Below are 19,547 nucleotides of genomic sequence, written 5' to 3'. Positions count from 1 at the left end.
CCAACTTGGGCGGCTTTGAAGGGCGTGATACGGCACACACCACTGAAACAGAGGGGCCCTCGGAGCGGGTCCACAGGTCTTACCTGACTCGCCGCCAGTCGGGGGTGCCTGGTCCGGGCGCGCACCGCCGGCGGGCTGGTGCCGTCGCCCGCCGTGACGGTCCCGTGGAGGCGGCCCTGCCGGAGACCACCGGCTGATGACGCGACACGGCATCGAACGACTCCCGGTGGTCGAAGAAAAGGACCGGCTCGTCGACATCGTCAGCCGCCGCGACCTGCTCCAGGTCCTCCTGCGCTCCGCCGAGGAGATGTGGCAGGCCGTGCGACGTGAGGTGCTCGCCGACGCGCTCCGGGTCAGCCCCCAGATCTCCGAAGTCGCCGTCCACGACGGTGCGGTCACGCTCACCGGGCAGTTGGAAAGCGCGCAGCGCCGCCGTCGCGTGGGTCCGACGCGCCCGCTGGACGGTGTCGTCGACGTCGTGCACGACCTCACCTACCGCTTTCGACGACAGGCACACACAGGCCACCGGACCGACCGAGCACGGAATGGCCGACGACCGGCTGCGTGGGTCATGAGCCCACGGACCCCACCCACTGTCGGCCTGCCTTGCGGCCACGGGGAGGCAAAGGCCCTCGGACATGGTCGAGATGGCCCACCGATCGGGGTCGGTCGCCCGCCCAGCCGCTGGTCCGGCTCAAAGGGGCCCGCACCCCGGCCCGCTGGGCACCGCTGCGGCGATCCAGGCGGAGATGTCCTGCGCGGCCTGCGGGTAGCGCTTGGCATAGTCGAAGACGACGAATCCCTCCATCCGGGCGCGGCGCACCAGCAGTGTCAGGTAGTTCGAGGGGCCCTTGACCGGGGTGGCGTTGTTGTACTGACTGATCGCACCGCAGACCACGACGCGCGCGTGCATCGCCAGCCGGGTCAGGGCAGCGTCGAGGATGTCGCCGCCCACGTTGTCGAAGTAGACGTCGATACCGTCGGGGGCGTGCCGGCGCAGCGCCTTCCCGACGTCGTCGGTGCGGTAGTCGATCGCCGCGTCGAATCCCAGTTCGTCGGTGAGCAACGCGCACTTCTCCGGCCCACCGTCGTGGGTGGCCATATCCGGACCGGTGAACCGCCGGCTCGTGGCGCACGGCACGAGCCGGAAGAAGAATCCGGAGTCGGTACCAGCGCCCTGCGACAAGCGTTCCGCGGACTCGTCCGTCATCACAGTCCTGGAGGGATCGAGCGGATCACCGTCGTTTTCGTGACGCATTTCTGGACCGGCCGGCAGCGCAACGCCGAACCGGACAGGCGCGAAGGGCTGTTCTGGGTATCGATGGAGAAACCGCCGCCAGACTGCCTGCACCGCCGCCATCTTCCAGATGCTCACCGACAGCCCCTCGCACAGGGCGCTGAACCGGTCCCCCAGGGAGGCGCCCAGTGAAGAGGTTCTTCGGGAAAGTCAGGCCGGCCGAGCCGGAGGTTTCCGACGCGGAGCGCGAACTCTTCGGCGGCCCGCTGCGCTACGACATGGGCTGGTCCCAACACGAGCACGCAACACTGGACTTGACCATGATGTCCGCGCTCCGGTCAATGCCTGCTCTGGTCGGTGCGACGCTGCGCATGGCGTGGGGCACGGATCGCCGGGCGCTCATCGCCGTCGGGATCAGCGAGATCGGGCAAGGCATTGCAGCTGCCGTAGGGCTGCTCGCCATCAACTCCGTCATGCACGCCCTCCTCGGCTCCGCCAGTGCCGTGGACCGACTGCACGGCATGCTGCCCGGTCTGCTCGCCGCCGCCGCGATCGCCGTCGTGAACTCGGTGCTTGCCGGATGGTCCACGTCCCGGGCGGGCCGCCTTGAACCGCTCGTCGAGCGGATCGCCACCACCCAGTACCTGGCAGCCGCCGCCTCGGTCGAACTGGAAGCCATCGACGACCCGGACTTCCGGCGGCTGATCGACATCGCGCAGTACGGCCCGGCTTCCGCCCGCCGCATGATCAGCGCCTGTGTCGCCGCGCTGAACAGCACCATCTCCCTGGTGGCCACGGCTGGCGTGCTCACCGTCCTGCATCCCGCCCTGCTGCCCATGCTGATCCTCATCGCCGCCCCACGGGGCTGGGGCGCCATGCGGGTCGCCCAGGAACGCTATGTGTCGGTGATGAGCTGGATCGAGCACCTGCGGGCCAGCCGCCTGATCGGCAACCTCCTGACCGAACGCACGGCCGCCCAGGAAGTGCGCATCCACGGCGTCGGGTCGTTCCTGCTCAGCCGGTACGAACGCATGGCCCACAGCGCCGAGGCCGAGCAGGAGCGACTGGCCTCCAGCAAGGCGGTCACCGAGTGGGTGGCCGCCGCGCTGTCCGGGGTGGCGATGGCGGCCACGTACGGAACCATGATCTGGCTGATCATGAGCGGGCGCATGAGCCTGGCGGTGGCCGGAACCGCGGTGATCGCCGTGCGTTCCGGCTCGGCGAGCCTGGGCGCTCTGGTGATGAACGTGAACCAGCTGCACGAGGAGTCCCTGTACGTTCGCGATCACGGGCGCTTCCTCACCGAAGCCGCCCAGCGCACCATCCCCGAAACAGGCCGTCCGGTCCCGAAGCACGTGGAGCAGGTCACCCTCGACCAGGTCACCTACCGCTATCCCGACCGCGAGGCCCCGGCGTTGGAGAACGTGACGCTCACGTTCCCCATGGGTTCCGTGACAGCCGTGGTAGGCGAGAACGGCTCCGGGAAGAGCACCTTGATGAAGATCCTCTCGGGCCTGCTGCTGCCCCAGACCGGGACTGTGCGGTGGGGCGAGCTGGACGTCGCCGGCCTGGAACGCTCCCAGGTCTTCGACCGCGTCGCGCTGCTCACTCAGGACTTCCAACGCTGGCCCGTGACAGCCGCGATGAACATCCGGATCGGACGCCCCGGCCACGACGCCTCCACCCAGGACCTGCAGGCATCCGTCGACCACGCCGGAGCCGGCCCCGTCGTCGCCAAACTCCCCGACGGCCTGCAGAGCCTGCTGGCCCGCATGTTCCGCGGCGCCATCGAACTCTCCGGCGGCGAGTGGCAGAAAATCGGGCTGGCCCGCACCCACTGGCGTAGCTCAACATCACAGGCGGACAGCGTCCTCATCGTGGACGAGCCCACCTCCGCCCTCGACCCCGAGGCCGAGATCGAAGCCTTCGACCGCATCCGCCACCTCGCCGCCCCGAACCGGGCCGTCGTCCTCGTCACCCACCGCATGTCCGGCGTCCGCCACGCCGACCACATCTACCTCCTCAATGCGGGACACCTCGCCGAACACGGCACGCACGACGAACTCGTCGCCCAACGCGGCCGGTACGCCGCCATGTTCGACGCGCAGGCCGCCCAGTACGCCCCCACCACAGCCGGCATCCCCAACCCCGCCGCACCCAGCCTCTCGGACCCCGCATGACCCGCTCGACCGAAAGGCCCGCCGTGACGACACCCCCCACCACCGACCTCGACGAAGCCAGTGCCCTGCGCCACCAGCTCGCCGACCAGCTCGCCGAGTCCGGCCACATCCGAACCCCCGCGGTGGACGAGGCCCTGCGCACCGTGCCCCGGCACGCGTTCGCCCCCGAAGTTCAGATCCAGAAGGCATACGCCGACGACATCGTCGCCACCCTCCACAGCGACGACGGCAGCACCATCAGCTCCATCTCCGCGCCCTGGCTGCAGGCCGACATGCTCGAAGCCGCCCGCATCCGGCCCGGCCACCGCGTCCTGGAGATCGGCTCCGGCGGCTACAACGCCGCCCTCGTCGCAGAACTCGTCGGCCCGGCCGGCAGCGTCACCACCCTGGACATCGACCCGGTCGTCACCGACCGCGCCACCGGCTTCCTCGCCCAGACCGGATACGACCACGTCCAGGTGGTCACCGCGGACGCCGAGCACTTGCCCGTCGGCATCGTGCCGGACGGCGGCTTCGACGCCATTCTGGTCACCGTCGACACCTGGGACCTGCCCTGGATCGGCGCTCTCGCCGAGGGCGGACGCCTCGTCGCGCCGCTCCGTCTGCACGGATACCACTGGTCCATCGGCTTCACCAAGCACGACGGGGTTCTGCACAGCGACGAGCCGCTCATCGTCTGCGGCTTCGTCGCCATGCGGGGCGACGGCGCCTGGGACCCGAACCGGCGCACCGTCCCCGGCACCGGCGTCCACCTGTCCTGGGAGGACGGCACCCCCATGCCGGTCGACCAGCTCGCCCCCGCCTTCACCCGCGAACCGAGCGTGGCGCACACCCACGTCACCGTCGGCGGCCAGGAACCCTTCGACGCCCTGGCCCTCTACCTGGCCGGCGCCCTGCCCGGCTTCTGCCGCCTGTCGGTCGACCCCGACGGCGACAACGGGGTCCTGAACCCGCCGCCCCAGCACTGGCCCGGCGCCGCGATCGTCCGCGGGGCCTCCCTCGCGCGGCTGGCCACTGAACGCCTGTCCGACGGAGACGACGGCAACGGCCTGTACGAGTTCGTCGTCCACGGCTACCTGGCTGCGAAGGAGATGGTCGAACAGGTCCAGCACTGGCAGCGCAACCACCGCGCCGCCCTCTGCCCGCGCATCACCATCCACCCTGTGGACGACAGCAGCCCCGCGCCCGCGACCGGGGCTGCGCACGTTTTCGTCAAAAAGCACACGCGCGTCGCGATCGGCTGGCCGACGATTCCCGGCACCGCGGCCCTGCTCACCGACGACGAGGGCCGCTACCTGCTCCACCTTCGCTCGGCGAACAAACCGATCTGGCGCCCCGGACACTGGGCCCTGCTCGGCGGCAACACCGAGAAGGGCGAGACCTGCGACGAAGCCATCGCCCGGGAACTCGACGAGGAGATCGGTCTCGTCATCCCCGACCTGACCGGTTTCGTCACTCTCGACACCCGCAACGCGGACTGCACCTTCCGTTCCTCACCTCCCGGGAACGCACCCTGCAGGCTCTTGGCCGAAGGCTGCGGCCCGGCGGCACCGTCGTGATCATCACGCCGCTCGCCGACGGCACGCCGGCCGATCGGCGTCGCATCGCGCTCGACGAGGACGAACTCACCGAGGTGCAGACCGGATGGGCAAGCACGATGCGCCACGACACCGAGGACATGGCATTCGTGATCCTGCGCGAACCGTGCCACACCGAGGGCACCCCCAAAGGCGTTCCCCCACCGTCGAAACGCAGGGCACACCGACCGGCGTCCGAAGTGCCGGGCCGACCGCGCACGCCGCACCGCGCCAGCATCATTTCCGCCTGCTCGGGCGCTACTGCGGCCCGCAGTACCTCGTCACCGGTCCCGCCTGACCTTGCCCTTCCCCCCTAGGAGTTCTCATGTCCGTCGAACAGTCACCCAACCCGGAGACCTGGACTGCCTACGGCCAGTTCCAGCTCGACCGGTCCTACCTGCCGCCCGTACCTGAACAGCTGCGATGGGGCTTCTGGGACGGTGTCGGCCCGGGCGACGACGTCCTCGGCCCGCTCACCGGACGCCGGGTCCTGGACGTCGGATCCGGAGCCGGCCACTACGCCGTCCACCTCGCCCAGACCCACGGTGCACTCGTCGACCCATTGCAGCGCGCCGAAGGACGCGCCCAGGTCGCCGACCATGTTCGGCAGGGCGACGTTCACGATCGTGACGTCGATCAGCAGTATGAACGTACCCAGGCAGACCGTCACCAGCGGCAGCCACTTGCGCATGTCGATGCCTGCGTTTCTCGCGTTGCGGCGGAGGGGGGTTCAGCATGACGGGGAGACGAACTCGGGCTGGTCGAGCAGGCGCAGCCAGCTCCCGTCCGGCTGGCGACGGACGACCTGAGCGCGGGCGCCGGCCCCGTCCTTCGGCGGGGTCGAGGTGAGGGCGATGTCGCCGCTGATCAGCGTCGGCAGCGGTTGTTCCGGCTCGAAGCGGGGACGGCTCGCCAGCACCTTTTCCCACAGCGCGCGGATCGCCTCCCGGCCCACCGTCTGGCCGCCAGGCGGGTAGGCCATCACCGCGCCCTCTTCGTAGAGTGCGGCGACCCCGGCCGCGTCACCGGCATTGGACCGTTCGACGAACAGACGGGTGATGTCTTCGGGCCGCACGGCCTTCTCGTACTCCGGCATGGATTCCTCCTGGCGTCGGGCTTCAGCGCTACCAGCGTGGCCACCTGCTCACCAGAAATCCAACAGATAGATCTAATGGGAACTAGAATCTGCAGTCATGGAACTGAAGCAACTGGAATACTTCGTCGCGGTCGCCGAAGAGCGGAACTTCACCCGGGCCGCCGAACGGGTGCACATCAGCCAGTCCGGCGTCAGCGCCCAGATCCGCCAACTGGAACGTGAACTCGGTGCCGAACTGTTCGACCGGTCGGCGCGCACCGCCACCCTTACCGTCGCGGGAAAAGCCGCGATCGAACACGCCCGCAACGCGCTCGCCGCCGCTGCGGCGGTCGGCCAGGCGGTGGGCGAGGTGACCGACCTGATCCGGGGTCGGCTCACGGTCGGGATGGTCATCGGCTGCACCGTGACGCCTCTGTTCGACGCCCTCACCGCGTTCCATCGTGCGCACCCCGGCGTGGAGATCTCGCTGCTGGAGGACAACTCCGACCGGCTCGTCGAGGGGGTGCGCGCCGGCACCATCGACCTGGCTCTCATCGGAACCGCAACCGCCACCCCCGACCGGCTGGACGCGCTGACGATCATCAGCGAGAGGCTCGTCGCGGCAGTCCCGCCCGGGCACCCCCTGGCGGAACAGCGGCGGGTCACACTGCGCGACTTGGGCGCCTACCCGATCGTGTGCATGCCCCCCGGCACCGGCCTGCGCACGGCATTCGACCAGGCATGCACCGCACAGAGCCTCCAACCCACGATCGCGCTACAGGCCGGCGCTGCGGACGCCATCGCCGACCTCGCCACCCGCGGACTCGCCGTCGCCGTCCTCAGCAACTCGATGGCCGCGCGCTACAGCGACCGTCTCACCGCCCTCACCATCGACGACGTCGAAACACCCGTCCTGCTCGCCCTGATCTGGAAGAGCGCGCACAGCCCCGCAGTCCGTGAGCTGCTCTCGCACAGCCGGCAAGCATTCCCCAAACCCGATTCAGGCAAGAAACCACCCCACCGAGGCTGAGCTGAGGGGGCTGTCCCCGCCCCTGCCCGACACCCACATGCTCATCGTTCCCCCGGATTCGATCACCCGGGGTGCCGCACACACACCCGCACATAGACCTCGGCAAGATCACAGCCGTAGACAGCGGACGTCACGGCCGGCCCTCTCCGCGAACGGTGAGGTCGTCGCGACACCAGTCGCCTTGCGTTTCCCGGACCGTTTCGCTCTTGTCCGCCGACTCGTCGGGCTGAACGAGTGATCGGCCAGGAGAGTTGAGAGGGGCACCCGTAAAGTGCGGCGGGATCCGGGTTTCGACGCGATGGTGGACCACTTCACCCTGTCCGGCGACGAGGCAGGCTGGCTACACGCCTTCCACCTGCTCGCCCGCTTCCACGCCTACCGGTCCCAGGAGTACGCCGGCCGCGGCCCCGAGGCACCGCTGGCCGTGGAAGCGGCCCAGGCCTCGGTGGTGCTCTTCGCGCTCGTGCACCGGGCGCGGCCGGGATCGGTGCCCCCGAAGTGGCGGGACGTTGCCGGTGAACTCGCCAAGGAATCCGCCGAGTTGTGGCAGTCGTACGCCGCCCTGCTCTGCGGCCAGGGCCGCGCCCATGGAGACACCGGCCTTGAGGACCGCGGGATCGCCTGGTTCCGCGGGCTCGCCGGACACCTGCCGCCGGGCGACCCGCAGCGGTCGAACGCCCTGGTCGGTCTCAGCGGCGCCTTGTACTCCCGTTACCAGCACCGGGGAAACCGGGCCGACCTCGACGAGGCCGTCGAGACGGGACTGCGTGGCGCGGACGGACGGCCGCCGCTGGACACCGGCCGCGCCACCGCACTGATCAACGTCTCCCTCGCCCTGCGCACCCGCTTCGAGCACTTCGGCCTGCCCGCCGACATCCACTGGGCCGTCGACACCGGCCGCCGGGCCCTGGCCGCGTGCCCCGCCGACGCCGCCGACCGGCCCCTCGTCCTGGGTACGCTCGGGGCCACCGTCCGGGTCCTGAACGAGCACACCGGGAACCCCGCCGAACTGGCCGAGGCCGTGTCACTGCTGCGCCGGGCGGTCGCCACCATCCCCGGCGGGCACCCCTTCCTCGCCACGCACCGCAACAACCTCGGCTGCGCCCTCGTACGGCGGTACGAGCGCGGTCCCGGTGACGGCCCGCTGCTCGACGAGGCGATCGAGCATCTGCGGCGCGGCGCCGCCCAGCCGCACCCTTGCCGGGGCACCTACCTGGCGAACCTGGGTTCCGCCCTGTTTCGCCGCTGGGCCGACGCACGCCGCCCGCGACCGGCCGACCTCCGCGAGTCGGAGCGTGTCCTCACCGAGGCCTACGGCGCCCTGGGTCCCCAGGACCCCGACCGTCACACGATCGGCCTTCTGCTCGGCGAAGTGCGTGCAGCCCTGCGACGGGCGGAGAAGTGAAACCCGCCGGTCGCGTGCGAGACGGCGGTGGTGCATCAGCCAGCCGCAGGTGCGCTCGGCAACCGAACCCGGGTGCGGTTCGCCCGAGGGCTCCCCGGCTACGCTCCGGGTGCCCACCAGGTGAGGGCCGTCCCGATGAACAGGCAGGCCAGTGCCGGCGCGACGGCACTGCGGGCGAGCGTCAGCCGGCGTACCGCCCGCATCGCGGTGGCGAGCTCGAAGCCGTCCGCCGTAGCGAGGCAGGGAAAGCCGGAGCGCCGTCAGGGCGATCGGGCGTTGCGGAAGGTGTGGTGCCAGGGGCGGCCGCAGGCGGGTGGTGGCGACGGAGGGCCCTGGGCGCTGGCGCCTCCAGGTCACGTGTCGAATGAGGACGACTGTGGCGCCTACGGTGCCCCGCGCGTCCGTGCCGAGCTGCGTGCGAGGGGACGGAGGATCAACCGCAAGCGTGTCACCCGGCTGATGCGGATCAACCACATCGTCGGCCGTCACCCAGGGGTAAGTTCACGTAATTCCCCAGGCGCTGGCCTTGAGAGGACATTACGTTGGCCAGCGTGAACTTGCTGGGGTGGAGCTATCGGTATGTGGGACCACCTGATCTGAGGGCCCTCGTTCGGCCGGAGGCTGAGGGTCGATGCATCCACTCGGCGGTGGACTTCGACGACTGGGCTGCGGATCTGGCAGCGGTGGAGCTGGCCGAGCCTTTCACGTTCGTCATCGACTCGGCGGGTGTGCTGCGGCTGGCGCCGCGCCGGAGCGAGCATGTGGTGTGTGCTGGCGGTGGCTCCGTTCTGGGTGCCGGGGAGATGAGCTTCCGCGAGGAGTCCGGGCAGTGGGTGGTCGGTGAGGTGAGTAACCAGTCGACTGGATACTGCCCGGACATCAGCTCGTGGCCGGCCGTCGCGAGGGCTCTGGACACAGCCGGGATCGGGCATCCTTCCGGCTTCACCCACGAGGTGGTGTTCCGACGCTGTCTCACCTGCGGTCAGCTGAACATCGTTCGGGAGGAGGACTTCGTCTGCGTCTTCTGTGACGAGGAACTGCCTCGGGAATGGAACGTGGACGGGGCCGGGCTCTAGCGGACCGGGGGCTTGTCGGGCTTGTCGGGCTTGTCGGTGGGGTTCTTGGGGCGCTTGTTCGGGCGGTGGCTGGGGCCGTTCATGATGACCTGGCGGCCGGCCCGGCCGGACAGCGTGTCCCGGGCGAGCATCGCCTCCCGCGGCCCCGGTGCCAGCAGGCATGCGCGCGCAGCGTCGGCCAGTGCGGCCTGCGACCCGCCGTCGTATGTCACGTTCTCTCCCCCTCTCCGAGTAGAGGCCGGTCCGGGGCGACCCCCAAGGGTGCGTCGTCGTTCTTCACGGTGTGCGGAGCGTGGTGAAGTAGCGTTGCGGAGCATCGGCGCGCGCCCCGCGCCGCGAGGGGGTGGCGGATGAGGCCGGAGGACACCCATGGGGTGGGCGACCCGGATCCCGAGGAGGCGGAAGCCGCACTGCGGCGGGCTGATGCGTTGGGCGTAGGCGGTCCCGAACTGGCGGACCGTCTGGACGCGGCGGGCTCGGCCTACCGGCGGCGCTTCTGGGACGCGGGTGATCTTCAGGACCTGCACAAGGCGGTCGGGCACTACCGGCGTGCCGCGCGCGCCGATCCCGCACGACGGGCTGTGTGGACCAACGAGACGGCCGTCGCCCTCACCGACCTCTACGACCTCACCGGCGACCTGGGCGACCTGGCCGCGGCGCGGGAGGCGGCCGAGGAGGCAACGGACGCCGCCGAGGAGGGGTCACCGCAGTGGGCGCGGTGCGCGGCCACGCTCGTGCTGTGCCTGTGGAACAGGTACGACGCGACGGGCGCGCTCGGCGACCTCGAGGCAGCGATCGAGGTCGGCACCCGGGCGCTGGGCGCCCTGCCCCGGACCGACGCGGCGTGGGCGCGGGTGTGCAGTAACGTCGGCATGCTGCACATGGACCGCTACGAACGGCTGCGGGAGGACGACGACCTGCAGGCATCGGTCCGTCTCTCGCGGGAGGCGGTGGACGCCGCCCTCGAAGACGACCCGGAGCTGGGCGGATGGTGGAACAACCTCGGCAACGCCCTGCTGACCCGCTTCGGCGCCCAGTTCCCCGATCGCGCGCTGCCCCGTCCCGGCGAGCACGTCGATCTGACGGACGTGGACGCGGCCGTCGCGGCGTACGAGACGGCGCTGCGCATCTCCCGGTGGAAGTTCGCCGGCCGGCCGACCTTCCTGGTCAACCTGGGCAACGCGCGGGTCGACCGGGCCGAGGCGCTGCGGCTGGCCGGACGGCGGGAGGAGGCGGTGGCGGCGCTGCGCGAAGCGGTGGTTCCCCTGACGGAGGCGGTGTCGCTCACCTCACGGACGGCTCCCTACCGAGCCAGTCGGCTGAACGTACTCGGCGAGGCGCGGCGGGCCCTCGCCGACGAGACGGGCGCGGCCGACGAGATCGACACGGCCCGAGCCGCGTTCCGGGAAGCGTGCGGGACCGGCTTGGACATCGCCCCGGAGATGACGGTGGGCGCCGCGGACAACTGGATCCGCTGGGCGACCCGACGGGCGGCCTGGGAGGAGGTCGGCGAGGCCGACGGCTACCTGCTGCGGGCGGCGCGGGCGCTGCATGAGGCGCAGGCCGTACGCCGGCACCGTGAGGCCTGGCTGGTCGCTTCCCACGGACTCGCCCACGAGGGGGCCTACGCGCTGGCACGGCTGGGGCGGGCGGAGGCCGCCGCCGTCCGGCTGGAGCGGGGACGAGCGGTGCTGCTGAGCGAGGAACTCGCCTTGGTCCCCGCACTGTTGGACCGTCTGCCCAGGCATTTTCAGGACCGCTACACCGCGGCCGTACGGCGGGTGCAGGAGGCGCTCAGGGACGGCGGGTGAGCGCCCGCACTCTCCGGCGGCCTCCTGATACGGCGGTTCGGGCACCGCGGCCGGGGTATTCCTCCTCCGGGCCTGTGGGGACGGCCCCGGAGGAGGGGGTGGCCCGTCGTGGACCAAGGCGTGATCTCCAGGGCGTTCACTCCGTACACGTGGCGGGCCCGGATCCGGCCGGTGCTGATCACGGCACTGCCGATCGCGCTGCCGGTCGCCGTGCTGGTCCCCGACTGGCCGCCCGCCCGGCGGGTGTGGGCGCTGACCCTGGTGTGCGGTCTGCCCCTGCTGTTGGGCCAGTGGGGGCGCAGTCGCGGGCGGCGGCTGGAGCCGGACCTGTTCGAGCGTTGGGGCGGAAAGCCGTCGGTGCAGTTGCTGCGCTGGCGCGGCCCGACCGGGCCGGCTCGGCTCGTTTTCCTGCACTCCCGCATCGAGCGGATCGCGGGGCCGCCCCTGCGGCTGCCGTCGGCCGAGGAGGAGCACGCCGATCCCGAGGGCGCCGACGCCGTGTACGAGGTGGCAGGGAGCGTGCTGCGGACCCGGGCGCGGGCGTTGCCGGGGGCGGAGCTGGTGGCGGAGGAGAACCGCGAGTACGGCTTCCGCCGCAACACGTTGGGGCTGCGGCCCTTCGCCCTTGGCGCGGCGGTCGCCGGCCTGCTCGGGGTCGTGGTGCAGGCCGTCCTGGCCTGGCCCCCGTCCGGCGCCGCCGAGGCCGCGGTGCCGGGGGCACTGGCGGCCGCCGACCTCCTGCTGCTGGCCTTCTGGGTCCGGACGGTGCGGCCCGAGTGGGTGGCGGAGGCGGCATGGACGTATGCCCGGCGCCTGGTCGAGACGGCGGAACTGCCGGGCGTGGAGCCCGGGACGGGTCCTGGCGCCGTCAGCCCGGCGTGATCGGGGGCCGCAGGGCCGTGTCGCCGTTGCAGTACAGGGCGTAGAGCAGCCCCAGCGGATTGCGGTGGGTGAAGGCGAACTCCGCGCGGGTGGCGCGTACCGCCTCGCCTATGCGTTCGCCCGCGAGGAGCCGGTCGAAGAAGGCGGTCGTCCAGGCCGCGGCGAACGGGGCGGGGGTGTCCGTCTCGGTGCCCAGCACGCCACGGGACCGTTCCAGGAAGTGCGTCAGGAAACCCGCGGTGGACAACGGTGAGGTGTAGGCGGTGCTGCACGCGTTCAGGACGATCACGGGCAGTCCCGGCAGGGCGCCGCGATGGTTGTCCTGCAGGGTGCCCAGGAGGATGTCGCCCTCGGTGCCCTCCACGGCGAGTTTGGCGTACCGGGGTCCGCCTTTGTCGGGATCCGGGGCGACGGCGTGGCAGTAGAGGTAGAGGATCCCGGCCGGTAGGCCGTCCCCGAGCAGCACTGCCAGAACGTCCTCCTTCCGGTCGTGGACGGCAAGGCGGGCAAGGCCCCGGTTGTCGTGACCTTGCCAGTACGTCACCTGGTCGCGCACAAGAGCGCGCTCGCCGCCGCGGTCGATGCTCCAGTTGAGGGCCAACTTCACGTCCAGGCCGGTCCGGGTGTCGATGACCGCCTCGGTGACGCCGACACTCGCGTCCGAGATGAGGGGCAGGCAGTCGACGTCGTGCCGCAGTCCGATGACCTGTCCGAAGTCCGCGTCCGCCATGTCCTCCACGGGGCACATCAGATGCCAGGGCAGCAGAGGTTTGTCGGTGACGAACTGCACCCTGTGCGGCTCGTCACCGGTCAGGTACTTCTGGAGAGCGCGGCCCAGCGACCGCAGTTGGGCGTCCGCCTGGTCGAAGAAGAGGTCGCGGAACATCCGGCAGCCCGACTCGGCCAGCTGCCGGGTGTGCCATGCGTACCTGTCGTGCGACAGTCCGGCAGCGGCGTCGTCGGCGAGCGGGCCCCCCTCCTCGACCAGCGCCTGCAGCGAGCGGCGGGCCTCCTGCGCGATGGTGTCGAGGTCGCGAGCGGTCTTGCGGAGGTTTGCTCGGAATCTGTGGCTGACGCCTCCGAACACCTCGATCTCGTAGCCGTCGGCCGTCTGCGACACCCGGACAAACAGGCAGCGGTCGGTGGTCCCGGGCGCGGTGTCGAGGGACCGGCCGTGAACACGAGCACGCACCTGGTGTCCGGTGACGTTCAGATGCATCCACTGCACGACGCCGTTGCCACCCAGGAACACGGCTCGCAGCACCAGGGTGCCGGCCCTGGCCGGGGTCACCCGGAACCGGGCCCGGTCGGGCGAAGGCCCCTGGCGGGGCACGGTCAGGGTCTCGCCGAGTGTCTCCACCGTGGCGTCTTCACCGATCACGGCCACCGTCAGCGTCATCGGCCATTCCTGCGGGTCTCCGAGGTGGCCCAGCGGGTCGGCGACGGTTGTCTCGCGTGCCGCGACGTCGACGGCGACGTCGAAGGCCAGGACGAACGTTCCCGGCCGGTCCGGATCGCCGTCCTCGACCTCGGCGTTGATCCACCGGCCGGACGGGTCGGTGCGGTCGGCGGCCGGTGGCAGGAAGCCCGCCCGGTGGGCCAGGCGCAGCGCCGTGCGGGAACGCCGGCCTGTATCCGCGTCGACGGCGCGATCGGTCCGGATGGCCGTGCCGACCAGGGCGGGGGCGAGGCGTTTCCTGACCTCCTCGTGGGGAAGCAGCAGCTTCAGCAGCGCCCAGGCCTGCCGCTCGTACTCCTCGCCCCCGGCCCCCGCCAGTGTCTGTATCGCCGCGAGGAGCGGGGACCGCAGCTCAGGCCACGCGTCACCGACCAGGACCGGCAGGTCGTACCAGAGGTCTGCGAGTTCGACGAGTGCCGGATCGGGGTTCACTGTGCCCTCCCTGGAATGGTCTGCGTGCGGGTGACCCGGCCGTGCGACACGGTCAGGTCCGCTCCGGGCCGGTCCGCGGGCGGGTGCTCCGCCGTGAAGCCGCGTTCGGCGGCCAGTTCGGCGCGGGCGTACTCGGCGGTGCTGGGCGACAGGTAGTTGAACCACAGCACGGGGCGCTCATACCGGTAGGCGATCCGGGCGACGGCACGCCGGTCAGGATGCCCGAAGCGGTCGCCGTTGGTGGAGAACAGCCAGTTTCGGCAGTCCAGTTGGGCGAGGAGCTGCGGGCTGAGGTTGTGGCTGCTGCCGTGGTGCGGCACTTTGCACAGGTCCACCTGGTACGGCCGCCCCCACGGGGTGCCGTCCAGCTGGCGCAGCCCGGCCCCCAGGATCTCGGCGTGCGCGTCGGCGCCGAACAGCACCCGCGAGCCGTCCTCGTGCTCGGCGAGGAAGGCGATGCTCGACCTGTTCGTCAGGGACTGGTCGGGCGTGTACGGGCGCGACGCGAGCCCCTCCCACGGCCCGCCCGCGTCACCGCCCCGAAGGACGTCGGGGGCCGTTCCCGGTTCGGGGGTGTGCCGTTGCCGTTCGGTTTTCGCCACCTCAAGGGTCCACACGCGACTCAGCCGCCTGAGCGTCCGCCACAGCGGGGACAGCAAGGTCAGCCGCAGGCCCGGCAGGTCGGTCCGGGGCAGTTCCCCGCTCAGGGGAACTGCGGCGGCACGGCCCTCGAACCGCTTGTTCCAGGTCCGGTCGCGCAGTAGCCGGGACAGGCTGTCGGCCTGGTCGAGGCTGAGCACGTCACCGAGGAGCTGCTGGTCGCCGTTGAACCACACGTCGTGCGCGGTGAAGCCCTTCGGCGGTTCACGGAAGAGGGGGATGAGACCTCCGATGTGGTCGGCGTCGAGATGCGTGCAGACGACCAGGTCGAAGACGCGCTCACCCAACGGCTCGCGCCGGAAACGGGCGGCAAGTCCTTCGGGCAGCGTGTCACCGGGGCCGACGCGACCGCCGTCGATGAGCATGCGGCGGGTGCGGCCCGCGTGATCCCACTCCACCCAGAGGCAGTCGCCCTCTCGGGCGGGAAGTGCTTCGATCCTGATCACGGTCGGCCCGTCACGCCCCGAAGTAGCCGAAGCCTGCCCAGGAGTGCAGGTCGTCGAAAGCCCGGCCATCCTCTTCCTGGTACGCCAGGATCAGCATGAGCCCCTCGGTCTCCTCGTCGTTCGCAAGCCAGGGCTCGCCCGCCTCCAGGGCTTGCCGGAGAAAGGCGTACCGCTCACCGCTCGGCACGTCACGCAGCCAGACCTGGGCGTCGCGCAGCGCGGTGGCCGGGTGTTGTCCCTCGGTGCGCCACCGCCGGTAGAAGTCGACCATGAGGAGCGAGGTCGGCATGTCAGGCAGCGACCACATGGCCGCGGCGACCCCGGCCACCCCCGCCTGGAGCAATCCACTGGGCAGCGACACGACCTCGTCGGGCAGCACGGTGCCCGGCAGGTAGGAGTCACAGGCGGACAGTACGGCCAGCCTGAGCCGCAGGCGCATCGCCATCAGGTCGCGCAGGCTGAGGACGTCCTCCCCGGCCAGCAGCAGGCGGCTGTCGAGCGGGCTGAGGAGGTCGGCCCGCCCGTGGCAGGCGAAGTGGACGGCGTCGGCGCCGGAGAGGGCATCGCGGACGGCCGCCGCGTGCGCCGCGGGTCCGCGCAGCACGGTGGCCCGGTCCCCGAACGCCGCCGCGGCGGCACGCGCCTCCAGCTCAGCCGAGTGCAGCACGGCGCGTCCGTCCTTCCCTGGCGGATCCACGACAACAGCCAGCCGCTCGACGGAGCCGGCCGCGAGCGCGCGGGCCGAGGTCAGAGAACGGGCGTTCGGCACGTAGCTGACGACGAGGTCGTCGAGGACGTACCGGCGTCCGGTGGGCGCGGCCGGGTCCTCGGTCCAAGCGGCGTGCAGGGGCAGCAGCCCGAGCAGGCCGCCCGCAACCAGCACGACGCGACGGTGTTCCCGCAGGGCCTCGCAGACCGGGCCCATCAGGTCGTCCCACAGCCACTTGGTGGTCGACTCCAGCGACGTCTCCCAGCGCGCCAGCCGTCCGGTGCGGTCGGCCGCGTACGCCCGGTGCGCCTCGTCGTGGTCACCGGCGCGCGTACGCACCGCCTCCGCCGTCAGGCTGGGCAGATCCACGGCGGTCACCTCGTCGTCGTGCACGACCAGGGCCACTCCGCCGTACTCGGCCGCCGAGAGGTACACCAGCGGCTGCTCGTCGGCGGCGCGGTGGACGTCCTCCTGCGTCGGTTCGGGCAGGAAGTCCTCGAACCCCGGCAATCCCTGGATCTCCTGCACCACGGCGTCGAGTTCGCGCCGCGCCGCGCGGATCTCCTCGAAACGGTCCACCCCGTCACCCCCGGCACCGCCGGCTCCTTCGCCGATGCGGTGATACTCAGCGTAGTTGAACGCTCATGCCGAAGAGATGAGTTGACCCGCGGGGACAGGAATCCCCGTGCCCGACGAACCCGCCGAGGCGGCGGACCAGGCCCGTGACCCGTACGCCGCATCCGGCGAGGAGCCGGCGGCGCTCGAAGCGGCGACGCCGCGGAGGGAGTCGGTACGGGCCTACAACTACCGCAGCATCGCCATGAGTTGGCGAAGCCCTGCTCGACCGGCAAGCCAGGCCACGAACTCGTGGGTGCCACCCGCGGAGTCGCGCCGGACGAGTGCCTGCCGCCCGCACCGGTACTTCTCGGGCGGTTGGGCGAGGTCGAGGCGGGCGGCTTCCATATGGTCGGCGGCGGTGCTCGAACGCGATCCCGGGCCTGAGCGGAGCGGCAACGGGCGACGCGATGGAGAGCGCGCTGCAGGACACCCCTCCGCGAGCTGCCGCCCGCGAGGCGCCCCGGTGGACGCCGCGTCGCCATGGTCGGCATCATCCACGTGCTGTGCAAGGGCCACCCGGTCTTCGACCAGTACGTGGGCGGCGCCACACCGGCGGGGAAGAGCCAGAACCCCGTCCAGTACGTCGACTCCCCCATCGACCGGACCCTCTGCGCCTGCGGATGCGGCAACCAGACACCCGCCGGCCGCCACTTCATCGCCGGACACGACCAGAAGGCGATCCATGAACGGATCGCCAAGTAGGCGGTGTCGTCCCCTTCCTCGAATGGTTCGACAACACCTGGACCGAGAACAACCACTGCCCCCCTCCGACTGCCGCCGGGGGCAACGCCGGCTGCCCCTGCGATACGCCCACGGGATACAGCAGGCGCAGGACAGAGCTCCGAGCGCTGAGCAGCAGCCCGTCCGTGAAGGCATCCCGCCGGACACCGGAGAGCGATCCTCCCGAAGCGAGATTCCAGGAGTTCTGCGCGTAACGCGTGACGGATCGTGCGGCCGAGGTCGTGGTGAATCCGTGCCTCGCTTGGGCTCCACCGATGAGTTCCTGCGGGCTGTCGGGTCAGTACGGACATGACTGCTGAGAACAAGCCGCCGGTCGTCTCCCGCCGGGAGTGGCTGGCCGCCATCGACACCCTGCGCGCCCGGGAAAAGGCGCACACCCGCGAGGGCGACGCGATCGCTGCCGCACGGCGTCGGCTGCCCATGACCGAGGTGGACCCATCGACTCCGCTCGCGGGAGGCGACGGAGCCGTCCCCCTGATCGACATCTTCGAGGGCCGCACCCAGCTGTTCGTGTCGTATCACATGTGGCACGACGGCCACACCGCCGCCGACCAGTGCGAGGGCTGCACCTTCTTCACCGGCCAGGTCCGCGAACTGTCCTATCTGCACCAGCGTGATGTCACCTTCGCCGTCTTCTGCCAGGGCCCCGTCGAGGAGTCCAACCGCTACCGCCGCTTCATGGGCTGGGACATGCCCTGGTATTCCGTACCCGCCGAGTCGCACGAACGGCTCCTCGCTGGCCGCTACTTCGGGATGAAGGCGTGCTACCTCCGAGATGGGGACCGCGTCCACGAGACGTACTGGACCACCGGCCGCGGTGTCGAACCCATGTCGCCGTCCTACGGCATCCTCGACATGACCGTCTACGGGCGGCAGGAGCCCTGGGAAGACTCCCCGTCCGGCTGGCCGCAGCCGTACAAGACCGACGGCCAGCAGTTCCGCAAGGACGGACGGCCGACCGCGCAATGGGCACGGATCGCCGCCGGCCACAACGACGACCTCGACAGCGGACAGCGCAGCACGACCGCAGGCGGCTCGGGCTGTTGCTCGTAAACCCGCTTCCGACGGGCGTCATTTGGCGGCGCGGTCGGGGCCCTGCGTGACCTGTGAACCACCCGCCCAATGACGCGCGGAACGTCTGGACTCGCGCTTGGTCGAGGTCAGGGCGGTGATCAAGAAGAAGAAGAAGCGGTCCGTGATGATCGAGGTGTCTGACGTCATCAACACGGACGCTTCCCCATGCCGTCATCACTGATCACTCTCCTGACCCGCCACCGCAACCATGATGCGGGCACCACTCTCGATGTCGGCCAGGTCGTGGACCTGGCCGAAGTCCTGGACGTTCCGCCGGATCCCCGCCGCCGCCAGGGCCACCGCTACCGCCTCGGCGCCCTGCTCGCCTTGTGCACGATCGCCGTACTCGCCGGCGCCACCTCACTGGTCGCGGTAGCGCGGCAAGCCGCCTACCTGCCCGAGGAGATCCGTGACCGGCTGGGTCTCCGGGCCGCCCCGCGGGCGACGATCCTCGGCCGGGTCCTGGCCCGCCTCGACGGCGACACCGTCGACGCCGCGATCGGTGCCTGGCTCGCCCCGCACTGCACCAGCTCCGGCGAGAGTGACGACCTGTGCGCCGTCGCGGTCGACGGCAAGACCCTGCGCGGCTCGCGCACCGCCACCCGGCGGGCCGTGCACCTCGTCGCCGCCGTCACCCACGGCGAACGCGTCGCGCTGAACCAGCGCCAGGTCCCCGGCAAGAAGGACGAGATCACCGCGTTCGTACCGCTGCTGGCCCCTCTCGACCTGGCCGCGTCACCGGCCATTACCGGCCATTACCGGCGACAAGCCGCTGTCCCCTGAAAGGTGCTCTTGATCGTTCGCCGGGCGATCAGGTTGCCGACCAGGACGGGCGCATCTGGCGGTTCGACGCAGCCTGGGACTGGCACAGTCGCGCCCAACAACATCAACGACATCCGCCTCAAGCTCAAGCGGCTGAGCGACCGCGTGATCCTGGCCGAGACCGAGTAGGGTCTGTTCACCCAGCCCCGACCACAGCCGACCGGCACCACCACGATCCGCACACACAGAGTGAGTAATCGGGCATCAAGTCTCATACCGGCCTCTGACGGTCTCACCTGGCGCAGGCGGCCGTGTCTCTCGGCTTCTGTACCTCTTCGACGCAGACCGTGGCTCGCCTCGGCAGCGCCGCCAT

General features: G+C 70.9%; 21 protein-coding genes and 2 pseudogenes. 14 read left to right on the top strand and 9 right to left on the bottom strand.

Annotated elements, in window-relative coordinates; translation table 11 throughout:
- Positions 1–196: 196 nt before the first annotated feature.
- Positions 197–244, top strand: a pseudogene (locus tag ACFYW8_RS37755) (hypothetical protein); the annotation flags it as partial.
- A 450-nt stretch (positions 245–694) separates the two neighbouring features.
- Here the strand turns inward: ACFYW8_RS37755 and ACFYW8_RS37750 are convergent.
- Complete coding sequence (locus ACFYW8_RS37750; protein ID WP_389089570.1) at positions 695–1,102, bottom strand: zinc-binding dehydrogenase; 408 nt, start codon at positions 1,100–1,102, stop codon at positions 695–697.
- Between ACFYW8_RS37750 and ACFYW8_RS37745 the strand changes: the two genes are divergently transcribed.
- From ACFYW8_RS37745 to ACFYW8_RS37730, 4 genes are read left to right on the top strand one after another with little or no spacing between them, the layout of a single operon-like run.
- Complete coding sequence (locus tag ACFYW8_RS37745; RefSeq protein WP_389089568.1) at positions 989–1,429, top strand: NUDIX domain-containing protein; 441 nt, start codon at positions 989–991, stop codon at positions 1,427–1,429. The genes ACFYW8_RS37750 and ACFYW8_RS37745 overlap by 114 nt on opposite strands.
- Positions 1,426–3,417 carry an ABC transporter ATP-binding protein gene (locus ACFYW8_RS37740; RefSeq protein ID WP_389089546.1) on the top strand — a complete coding sequence of 664 codons (1,992 nt, stop codon included), beginning with the start codon at positions 1,426–1,428 and terminating at the stop codon, positions 3,415–3,417. Before ACFYW8_RS37745 ends, ACFYW8_RS37740 begins: the two co-directional genes overlap by 4 nt.
- 23 nt (positions 3,418–3,440) lie before the next feature.
- Positions 3,441–4,976 (top strand): methyltransferase, FxLD system, encoded by a 1,536-nt coding sequence (fxlM, locus tag ACFYW8_RS37735; RefSeq protein ID WP_389089543.1) that lies wholly within the window; start codon positions 3,441–3,443, stop codon positions 4,974–4,976.
- A complete protein-coding gene (locus ACFYW8_RS37730; protein WP_389089540.1) occupies positions 4,973–5,311 on the top strand; it encodes a hypothetical protein in 339 nt (112 codons plus the stop codon). The genes fxlM and ACFYW8_RS37730 overlap by 4 nt, the downstream gene beginning before the upstream one ends.
- 23 nt (positions 5,312–5,334) lie before the next feature.
- Here the strand turns inward: ACFYW8_RS37730 and ACFYW8_RS37725 are convergent, their stop codons facing one another.
- Both ACFYW8_RS37725 and ACFYW8_RS37720 read right to left on the bottom strand, forming a co-directional pair.
- The gene (locus tag ACFYW8_RS37725; RefSeq protein ID WP_389089537.1) at positions 5,335–5,685 is read right to left on the bottom strand and encodes a hypothetical protein; all 351 of its coding nucleotides are present in this window, start codon (positions 5,683–5,685) and stop codon (positions 5,335–5,337) included.
- A 39-nt stretch (positions 5,686–5,724) separates the two neighbouring features.
- On the bottom strand, positions 5,725–6,090 hold the full coding sequence (locus tag ACFYW8_RS37720; RefSeq protein WP_365881158.1) for a nuclear transport factor 2 family protein: 366 nt from the start codon (positions 6,088–6,090) through the stop codon (positions 5,725–5,727).
- Positions 6,091–6,187: 97 nt separating this feature from the next.
- On the opposite strand from ACFYW8_RS37720, the gene ACFYW8_RS37715 reads away from it, so the two are divergent.
- From ACFYW8_RS37715 to ACFYW8_RS37700, 4 genes and pseudogenes are all read left to right on the top strand, one after another.
- Entirely contained in the window at positions 6,188–7,099 is a 912-nt protein-coding gene (locus ACFYW8_RS37715; RefSeq protein ID WP_389089533.1) for a LysR family transcriptional regulator, read from the top strand.
- A 271-nt stretch (positions 7,100–7,370) separates the two neighbouring features.
- Positions 7,371–8,504, top strand: a complete 1,134-nt coding sequence (locus ACFYW8_RS37710) for a hypothetical protein (protein ID WP_389089530.1) — start codon at positions 7,371–7,373, stop codon at positions 8,502–8,504.
- A gap of 381 nt (positions 8,505–8,885) precedes the next feature.
- Positions 8,886–9,017: pseudogene (locus tag ACFYW8_RS37705) on the top strand (IS3 family transposase); the annotation flags it as partial.
- Between the two features lie 38 nt (positions 9,018–9,055).
- Positions 9,056–9,580 carry a hypothetical protein gene (locus tag ACFYW8_RS37700; RefSeq protein ID WP_389089527.1) on the top strand — a complete coding sequence of 175 codons (525 nt, stop codon included), beginning with the start codon at positions 9,056–9,058 and terminating at the stop codon, positions 9,578–9,580.
- Here the strand turns inward: ACFYW8_RS37700 and ACFYW8_RS37695 are convergent.
- Positions 9,577–9,792, bottom strand: coding sequence for a hypothetical protein (locus tag ACFYW8_RS37695; protein ID WP_389089525.1), 216 nt, complete (start codon positions 9,790–9,792; stop codon positions 9,577–9,579). The genes ACFYW8_RS37700 and ACFYW8_RS37695 overlap by 4 nt on opposite strands.
- Before the next feature lie 138 nt (positions 9,793–9,930).
- On the opposite strand from ACFYW8_RS37695, the gene ACFYW8_RS37690 reads away from it, so the two are divergent.
- Positions 9,931–11,391 carry a hypothetical protein gene (locus tag ACFYW8_RS37690; protein WP_389089521.1) on the top strand — a complete coding sequence of 487 codons (1,461 nt, stop codon included), beginning with the start codon at positions 9,931–9,933 and terminating at the stop codon, positions 11,389–11,391.
- 108 nt (positions 11,392–11,499) lie between these two features.
- Positions 11,500–12,273, top strand: coding sequence for a hypothetical protein (locus tag ACFYW8_RS37685; protein WP_389089519.1), 774 nt, complete (start codon positions 11,500–11,502; stop codon positions 12,271–12,273).
- Here ACFYW8_RS37685 and ACFYW8_RS37680 read toward each other — a convergent pair.
- From ACFYW8_RS37680 to ACFYW8_RS37665, 4 genes are all read right to left on the bottom strand, one after another.
- The gene (locus ACFYW8_RS37680; RefSeq protein ID WP_389089516.1) at positions 12,260–14,164 is read right to left on the bottom strand and encodes a CHAT domain-containing protein; all 1,905 of its coding nucleotides are present in this window, start codon (positions 14,162–14,164) and stop codon (positions 12,260–12,262) included. The two genes, ACFYW8_RS37685 and ACFYW8_RS37680, sit on opposite strands and share 14 nt — an antisense overlap.
- Entirely contained in the window at positions 14,161–15,270 is a 1,110-nt protein-coding gene (locus ACFYW8_RS37675) for a ComEC/Rec2 family competence protein (RefSeq protein WP_389089513.1), read from the bottom strand. The genes ACFYW8_RS37680 and ACFYW8_RS37675 overlap by 4 nt, the downstream gene beginning before the upstream one ends.
- Positions 15,271–15,280: 10 nt before the next feature.
- Complete coding sequence (locus ACFYW8_RS37670; protein ID WP_365881176.1) at positions 15,281–16,558, bottom strand: CHAT domain-containing protein; 1,278 nt, start codon at positions 16,556–16,558, stop codon at positions 15,281–15,283.
- Positions 16,559–16,783: 225 nt separating this feature from the next.
- A complete protein-coding gene (locus tag ACFYW8_RS37665) occupies positions 16,784–16,942 on the bottom strand; it encodes a hypothetical protein (protein WP_389089509.1) in 159 nt (52 codons plus the stop codon).
- A 135-nt stretch (positions 16,943–17,077) separates the two neighbouring features.
- Here ACFYW8_RS37665 and ACFYW8_RS37660 point away from each other — a divergent pair, with 135 nt between their 5' ends.
- Complete coding sequence (locus tag ACFYW8_RS37660; RefSeq protein WP_389089507.1) at positions 17,078–17,299, top strand: hypothetical protein; 222 nt, start codon at positions 17,078–17,080, stop codon at positions 17,297–17,299.
- A gap of 327 nt (positions 17,300–17,626) precedes the next feature.
- On the top strand, positions 17,627–18,391 hold the full coding sequence (locus tag ACFYW8_RS37655) for a DUF899 family protein (RefSeq protein ID WP_389089505.1): 765 nt from the start codon (positions 17,627–17,629) through the stop codon (positions 18,389–18,391).
- An 18-nt stretch (positions 18,392–18,409) separates the two neighbouring features.
- Here ACFYW8_RS37655 and ACFYW8_RS37650 read toward each other — a convergent pair whose 3' ends face one another.
- Entirely contained in the window at positions 18,410–18,559 is a 150-nt protein-coding gene (locus ACFYW8_RS37650) for a hypothetical protein (RefSeq protein ID WP_389089502.1), read from the bottom strand.
- 18 nt (positions 18,560–18,577) lie between these two features.
- Here ACFYW8_RS37650 and ACFYW8_RS37645 point away from each other — a divergent pair, with 18 nt between their 5' ends.
- Positions 18,578–19,195: a transposase family protein gene (locus ACFYW8_RS37645; RefSeq protein ID WP_389089499.1), complete on the top strand. Its 618-nt coding sequence runs from the start codon at positions 18,578–18,580 to the stop codon at positions 19,193–19,195.
- Positions 19,196–19,547: the final 352 nt, after the last annotated feature.

This window comes from Streptomyces sp. NPDC002742, assembly GCF_042888885.1.
Lineage (GTDB): Bacteria > Actinomycetota > Actinomycetes > Streptomycetales > Streptomycetaceae > Streptomyces.
Note: the sequence above shows the minus strand (reverse complement) of the source record. Positions and strands in the feature narration are given on the sequence as shown.

Excerpts from the sequence above, each read along its gene's own strand:
- ACFYW8_RS37750 (WP_389089570.1), bottom strand. The coding sequence starts at position 1,102 with ATGGCCACCCACGACGGTGGGCCGGAGAAGTGCGCGTTGCTCACCGAC.
- ACFYW8_RS37725 (WP_389089537.1), bottom strand. The coding sequence starts at position 5,685 with ATGCGCAAGTGGCTGCCGCTGGTGACGGTCTGCCTGGGTACGTTCATA.
- ACFYW8_RS37720 (WP_365881158.1), bottom strand. The coding sequence starts at position 6,090 with ATGCCGGAGTACGAGAAGGCCGTGCGGCCCGAAGACATCACCCGTCTG.
- ACFYW8_RS37715 (WP_389089533.1), top strand. The coding sequence starts at position 6,188 with ATGGAACTGAAGCAACTGGAATACTTCGTCGCGGTCGCCGAAGAGCGG.
- ACFYW8_RS37690 (WP_389089521.1), top strand. The coding sequence starts at position 9,931 with ATGAGGCCGGAGGACACCCATGGGGTGGGCGACCCGGATCCCGAGGAG.
- ACFYW8_RS37665 (WP_389089509.1), bottom strand. The coding sequence starts at position 16,942 with ATGGAAGCCGCCCGCCTCGACCTCGCCCAACCGCCCGAGAAGTACCGG.
- ACFYW8_RS37660 (WP_389089507.1), top strand. The coding sequence starts at position 17,078 with ATGGTCGGCATCATCCACGTGCTGTGCAAGGGCCACCCGGTCTTCGAC.
- ACFYW8_RS37655 (WP_389089505.1), top strand. The coding sequence starts at position 17,627 with ATGACTGCTGAGAACAAGCCGCCGGTCGTCTCCCGCCGGGAGTGGCTG.
- ACFYW8_RS37650 (WP_389089502.1), bottom strand. The coding sequence starts at position 18,559 with ATGACGTCAGACACCTCGATCATCACGGACCGCTTCTTCTTCTTCTTG.
- ACFYW8_RS37645 (WP_389089499.1), top strand. The coding sequence starts at position 18,578 with ATGCCGTCATCACTGATCACTCTCCTGACCCGCCACCGCAACCATGAT.